This is a genomic window from Moraxella sp. CTOTU47724, from assembly GCF_032014955.1.
Lineage (GTDB): Bacteria > Pseudomonadota > Gammaproteobacteria > Pseudomonadales > Moraxellaceae > Faucicola > Faucicola tetraodonis.
This window is the reverse complement of sequence record NZ_DALZSV010000028.1, coordinates 1-6,423: the sequence shown is the minus strand read 5'-3', so window position 1 is coordinate 6,423 and position 6,423 is coordinate 1. Positions and strand designations below refer to the sequence as shown.

Sequence of the window (6,423 nt, the reverse complement as noted above, 5' to 3'; positions counted from 1 at the left end):
ACTCAGTTCAAGAAAACTCAGTTCAAGAAAACAACTCAGTTCAAGAAAACTCAGTCAAATGATTCATTGACTCATCCAACCATTAAGGTTAAAAAAAATTGAACTATCACTTAACAAATTCTATAGCCATCCCGTTAACTTTGGGGGTGCTAATTTTTGTCACTGGGTGTTCCCATGCAGGCAATGCCGACCAACAGCCAAGCCAAAACCAAAGCCAAAACCAAAGCGGAAATAGCCAGTTAGCAAGCCCAAATTCACCGTTAGCGAACTCAAAGTCCAATCAAGAGACGACTAAAAATTCAGCAAGTTATACTGACAAAAAACGTCAGGCAACAAATATTCAATGCAACAACGCCGTCATTAATCAAGCTTATCAAGCCAAAAATCCCAGCGTTAAACGACAAGTTTTAGGATGCGGTACGGTGATTAAAGTGCTAAAAGACGATAATGAGGGTAGCCGCCATCAAAAATTTTTGGTCAAAATTGATAACTACCCAAACATCACGGTGTTAATTGCCCATAATATTGATTTGGCACCGCGCATCGAGGGTATCGAAACCAAAAATCCCATTCGTTTTTATGGTGAATATATTTATAACGACAAAGGTGGCGTTGTACATTGGACACACCGTGACCCCGCTAGCCGTCATCAAGACGGTTGGCTTGAGTATCAAGGTCAGCAGTATCATTAGAATTACCCATACAAGCACCCATAGAAATACCAATAATTGACGAGCCAATAGTTGATTAAAACTTTACTTTACTGTTAAAAATTATTATGCATTTGTTAACTATTTGTCATCAATTTTTGCTATCATGAACGATATTTTTGTAAGAAGGTCAACCTATGTCACAACTTACGCTTTACCGTACCGCTTTATCGCTTGCTATACTAGCTACACTAACAGTTACAGCAACTACGCACGCAAAAACTTCAACAAAATCCTCAGCAAGAGCTTCAACAAAAGCTTCAACAAAAGCTTCAACAAAACCCTCAACACAAGATTCAACAAAAACTTTAATAAAAACAACCGTTATTCCTGTCGACGAGCAAATGCTGCTAACCTGTTCAAAAATCACTGACAATGTCGCGCGTCTAGCTTGTTTTGACAAGATAAGCGTTGGTAAAATCGAACCCGAAGCCAAGGCGCCCCTTGATATTGCCAAAACCTTGAAAGTGAGTATCAAAGAAGGTAAAGCAGTGCCCGTGTTAGCCGTGGATCAAACGACAACCGTCACGACTCCCACTAAAAACGAGCAAAAAAAACTGGATCATTTGGTACCCAACAAGCTTGACAAAACCATCTTAAAACAAGTGGGGGTGACTGCAACGGATGTGGAAAAATATACGCCACTCAGTGTGTTATATGACTTGGATAAAAATGATCCCAAAGGGATACTGACGATACGTCCACATTTGCCCATGTATGTCATGCCGCTTTGGTACAACGCCACGCCAAACTATGACATCAATTCACCCACCCAAGATAATGTTCGCGCATCGAAAGATTCTCTTCAGCATCTAGATAGCAAGCTGCAAATTTCAATGAAAACCAAGCTTGCCCAAGATGTGTTTGATACCAATGCCGATGTTTGGCTTGGCTATACCCAGCAGTCTTATTGGCAAGTGTACAATGGTAAGTATTCAAGACCTTTTCGCAGCTCAGATTATCAGCCAGAGATATTTTTGACGCAGCCTATCAAGGGTAATCTGCCTGGGAATGGGTCATTAAGAATGTTAGGCGCGGGGCTCGTGCATGAATCAAATGGACAATCAGACCCGTTATCCCGTTCTTGGAATCGTATCTATGCGATGGCAGGGACGGAGTGGGGCAAACTTACCGTGATTCCAAGACTGTGGCTCATCGCATATGAAAACAGTAAAGACTCGGATAACCCAGATATCGGGGACTACATGGGCTATGGCGATGTGCGTTGGTTGTATCCGCTCAATGACCAAAGCACGGTGGGTGGTGTGATGCGTTATAATCCAAGTACCAATAAAGGCGCTATACAGGTGGATTATGCTTATCCATTGACAGGCGGTATGAAAGCGATTTTACAAGTATTCCATGGCTATGGTGAAAACATCCAAGACTATAATCATAAGAGCACCAATGTCGGTATTGGTATCATGTTCAATGATTTTAAAGGGCTTTAACTGCGTTTATGGCAATCGTGGCTCCCTTGCCCTGGTGGCGATTGCCCTTTGCCATGGCGTTAGTGTATCAAGCGAAAGTTCATCACCGTTGCCAACTATGTGGCATCAATAATTGCGCTGCAGCAGGCTTTGATAACTTAGCACCGCGTCATCATGACCATTGGTTCAATCGACAGCAATTTCTTTGTCAACCATGCCATAGCCAGTTTGCATGGTCCGCGTCATTTTTTACTTTGCAACTAAAGCAAACGTCACTGCGTGGCGTAGCCAGCGGCTACTATCAATATCCCCTCAATCAAATCATGCTTGGGTACAAAAATGGGCAGCAGTTACATCATCTGCCCGTTTTGGTTCAAGCTATCAGACAGCTTAAGCCGCCTCAAGGATGCCATGCCAAAAACTCTTTAATTATTAAAGTGCCAACAAGTTTACAGCGCATTAGGCAACGCGGCTTCGATCCGCTTGCCATTTTAACCGCTTATCTAAGCTTTCATTGGCAAATCCCTGTTTTTACGGGTGTGCAGCGATTCGAGCGACCTCACCAGCAGGGGCTAAGCCGAGAGGAGCGTTTGGATAATATCAAAGATGCGTTTTCTCTAACAGATATGCCTCCTAGCAAAAATTTGATTTTGTTTGATGATGTGGTGACGACAGGCGCCACCTTGTCTGAATTGGCTAATCTACTCACGAATTATCACCCATCTTCCCATATTCATGCGTATTCAGTCTTGCATGGTAAGGTTTTGCATTAGGTCCTGCTTGTGACTGTTTTGCGACCAAAGTTGCAACGCCATACCGTTAAAGCTCGCAGATAAAGGCGGGCTACCAGTGGGTTATTGGAAGGATTCTTTAAAATACTAAGCTAAAAATGATTTGATAATACGTGAGCGCCCTTTCGTCCTAATTCGCTTAGCAACGATAAGTGGCTCAGGTAAACTATGGGTAGTAAGCTTTAGGTATGACAATTAACAAAAATACTGCGATAATAGGTATGTTTTTTGCTTTAATGTTAGAATGGTTTGTGCTAGTAAACATGGTATGATAGGTCGTTTATCAAGGGGTATGGGTGGGTATCGTGATGAAAGTTTTGAAAAGACAGTATCATCGTGACCGAGACCAAGGTTTTACGCTGATTGAGCTTGTCATCACCATTGCAATTATAGCTATCATTGCGGCGATGGCAGCACCTAGTATGCAACGACAGATTCAGCAAGCCAGAATCAAAGATGGGGCAAACATCATTGAAGCTGCGCTAAAAGATGCAAGAACCCAAGCAATGATTGCTCAGCGATCTACTAGGGTAGTGCTAACCAATAGCTCATCAAGCAAAAAAATCACTGTATTATATGTAAAAAGGTCGGCAACAGATGCTGATGAAATGCTGTCTGACTATACGCTAGACAAAAATTTGACGATTACCGCTAGCCCGAGTGCCTTAACTGCAGTTAGTTTTACCCCTTACAAAAAAGCTTACCAAGGGGACACGGGAACAGGGACTCTTACAGATAGCTCGACCAATTTTTCAGTGTGTTATGGCGCTGGGTCTGATAAATATACCATCATGGTCGATGCAAGCAGTAATATTGTCACTAGCAAAAATGGGACGTGTTCATGAACTCACAAAAAGGCATTGGCTTAATAGAAGTGCTGGTAGCATTGATGTTGTTAGCAATCGCAGTGCTTGGATTCACAGCGATGCAGATGACCGCAGTCAAAGCTACCGATGAGAGCTTGATGCGTACCCGAGCATTAACTGTCATGCGGGGTGGCGCAGAAATGATGCGAGCGAATCCTGCTGGCATCGCTAAATTTAGTGATGCATTAAATTCAAGTGCGGTGACCACTGCTATTATAGTGGATGGCACATCTATTACCAAAGATAGTTGTATGACAAACAATAGTACTGTCCCAACGCCTTGTACGATAAACCAAACAGCGACGAAAGATGCGCTAACGCTAAAGCAATATGCGAATGATAATGAGTTAACTATCTCAATGGTGACTTGTCCAGGCACGGGTACAACAACCACTACTACGACCGTTGGCACTGTCACTACGACAAGAACAGTCTCAGGCCAGGCGCGTCAATGTTTTGTAACTAGCTGGGGTACAACTACAGCGACATTAGGATCGGGCAATAATGACTGTGCCAATACAGATGGTGTTTACAACTCTGGTGCACAGTGCTTTATTCTGGAGGCTTATTGATGATGTTGACTTCTAATCGTCACTACACGCCTCAATTAGGTTTTACCCTTGTCGAACTCATGATCTCTATTGTCTTAGGATTGCTGATATCGGCTGCCGTTATCCAAATTTATCTAACCAATGTCAGAACGACTACAACACAAAAAAGTGGCAGTGAGCTGCAAGATGCTAGTATTTTTGGACTTCAGCAGTTAGAAGCTCACATACGTTTGGCAAACCTTGGAAACTCAGTAAATAAAATAACGGATACCACCGAAAATGGCGGTATCGTGTTATCCTTAAAAAATCTAGGGGTGACTGATACAATAATACTCCCTTTTTTGACGCATACCGCAGGTGATAAAGGGTTTACTAGTACTTCAAATATTAATAATATCAATAGTGACCAACTGACTATACAGTTTACCAATACCACAGGGCAAACGATGTCAGATTGTGAAAGCGTAGATATCCCTCCAAATACCAAAGTGATTGAGCGCTATTTTGTGCGACAAGTGACGGGTGACACCAGTACAGGGGCAGTCAAAAATCTTGCCTTGGTGTGTGATGCAGGTAGAATTGATGGTGCAACGATTACGGATTTAAGTGCAAATTATAAAACGGGTGGTAATGAACTGATTACGGGTGTCGATCAATTTAAAGTGTTATTAGGTGTTCAAGACGCAACCAATAGAATCATGTACTTGCCAAGCTCTACTTATATCAGTCTTACAACATCACCGCATCCATCGATTGTGGCGGTGCGTGTTGGGCTGATAGTGAGAGGTAGTACGCCTATTGTAGGTAGTAGTGATAAAACTAGCTTTACATTATTAGGTCAAACCCATGAGTTAAAAACAGACACCACACGCAAACAATTGGTACGTACTACTTATGAGTCAACCACACTACTACGCAATGCCCGTGTTATTAGTGTGACGCCTTAGTATTCACCATTATTTATCCTATTTCCAGCCGTTTTTTAGCAACTTGAGATGTACAGTATGCCGACCAGTATGCCCAATCATTGCCATACCAAACTCGCTAAACCACCTGTAGTGCTGTATCGCCCTAATCAGCAAGGAGCGGCTCTGATTGTGGTGTTATTATTTTTGGTGCTAATTATGTTGGCAGGTGTGATGGCAGTCCGCCGTAGTAGTACTGATTTAAAGACAGCAACCGCCGACCAAATCAACACACTTTTATTACAATCTTCTGACAGTGCCAATCAAAAATTAGAAAATATGCTGAATGGCAGCCCTAGTTCGCAAGAGTATAAAGATGTAATGAGCGTATCGGGTGTGTTTGGACACTTTTTACTAAACCCAGACAACCAAGGCAATGAGTTCATCTATTGCTATAACCCGCGTACGCGCAAATACTTGACCAGTAATGCCACTATTTATGCTTCCACAGGTGGGACATGGAGTGGGCTTAATAATGGTATCTGTGATTATAACAGCCCAGCAGGATACACCAGTGCCCGCCATACGGTAATGACACAGATGAGCGTATCAATACCAGTAGGGTCGAATGATGATGAAGTATTCTCCAATGTGGTGATTGGCAAAGAAGTAGAAAACCGCTCCAGTAAAAAATTTAAATTTAATATTCGTGCCACCTCCGTATTGCCAGCTTTTAATCCACCCAAAGATAGTAGCAATACCAGTTGTCTTACCAAGTCAAGTGTGCCAATAGCCGATGGTAAGATTCCACTATTAACTTGTTTGCACGATGCAAGTACACCAACCAAGATGTTATATGAGCAAGCTGACGTTGAGAACAACTCCGAAGGTATCAAATGTATCACTTATGGCAGAGGCTCGCTTGACACAGTGTGTCAGCTGTCATGATGAAAGCCTTCGTTGACCTAGGTTTGATTATAAAGAAAGGATTGATAATATGAAAATTACTAAGCGTCATCCGTCTTCTGTTCAGCGGTTATTACCATCACTAAAATATCTAGTGGTGGTGATGGCATCTATCGGTATCATGCCACCATCACAGGCAGATGTGGTTCAAAAAAATGTTGGGGACTTGGAGATTTATAAGGCGGCTGAAGGTGGTAAAGTTAC

The 6,423-nt window shown here is 42.5% G+C and carries 7 protein-coding genes; all 7 read left to right on the top strand.

Annotation, left to right across the window (positions count from 1 at the left end; all coding sequences use genetic code 11):
• The first annotated feature begins 98 nt into the window (after nt 1-98).
• The 7 genes from RTR63_RS07100 to RTR63_RS07070 all read left to right on the top strand — a co-directional run bounded on the left by RTR63_RS07100 (nt 99) and on the right by RTR63_RS07070 (nt 6,201).
• A complete protein-coding gene (locus RTR63_RS07100; protein WP_312523457.1) occupies nt 99-692 on the top strand; it encodes a DUF3465 domain-containing protein in 594 nt (197 codons plus the stop codon).
• A gap of 155 nt (nt 693-847) precedes the next feature.
• Complete coding sequence (locus RTR63_RS07095) at nt 848-2,161, top strand: phospholipase A (RefSeq protein ID WP_312523456.1); 1,314 nt, start codon at nt 848-850, stop codon at nt 2,159-2,161.
• An 8-nt stretch (nt 2,162-2,169) separates the two neighbouring features.
• Complete coding sequence (locus RTR63_RS07090; RefSeq protein WP_312523454.1) at nt 2,170-2,913, top strand: ComF family protein; 744 nt, start codon at nt 2,170-2,172, stop codon at nt 2,911-2,913.
• Nucleotides 2,914-3,239: 326 nt separating this feature from the next.
• Nucleotides 3,240-3,776 carry a GspH/FimT family pseudopilin gene (locus RTR63_RS07085; protein WP_312523452.1) on the top strand — a complete coding sequence of 179 codons (537 nt, stop codon included), beginning with the start codon at nt 3,240-3,242 and terminating at the stop codon, nt 3,774-3,776.
• On the top strand, nt 3,773-4,369 hold the full coding sequence (pilV, locus tag RTR63_RS07080) for a type IV pilus modification protein PilV (protein ID WP_312385840.1): 597 nt from the start codon (nt 3,773-3,775) through the stop codon (nt 4,367-4,369). The genes RTR63_RS07085 and pilV overlap by 4 nt, the downstream gene beginning before the upstream one ends.
• Entirely contained in the window at nt 4,369-5,295 is a 927-nt protein-coding gene (locus RTR63_RS07075; protein ID WP_050325839.1) for a PilW family protein, read from the top strand. The genes pilV and RTR63_RS07075 overlap by 1 nt, the downstream gene beginning before the upstream one ends.
• 57 nt (nt 5,296-5,352) lie before the next feature.
• A complete protein-coding gene (locus RTR63_RS07070) occupies nt 5,353-6,201 on the top strand; it encodes a pilus assembly protein PilX (RefSeq protein WP_312523450.1) in 849 nt (282 codons plus the stop codon).
• The last annotated feature ends 222 nt before the right edge of the window (nt 6,202-6,423 follow it).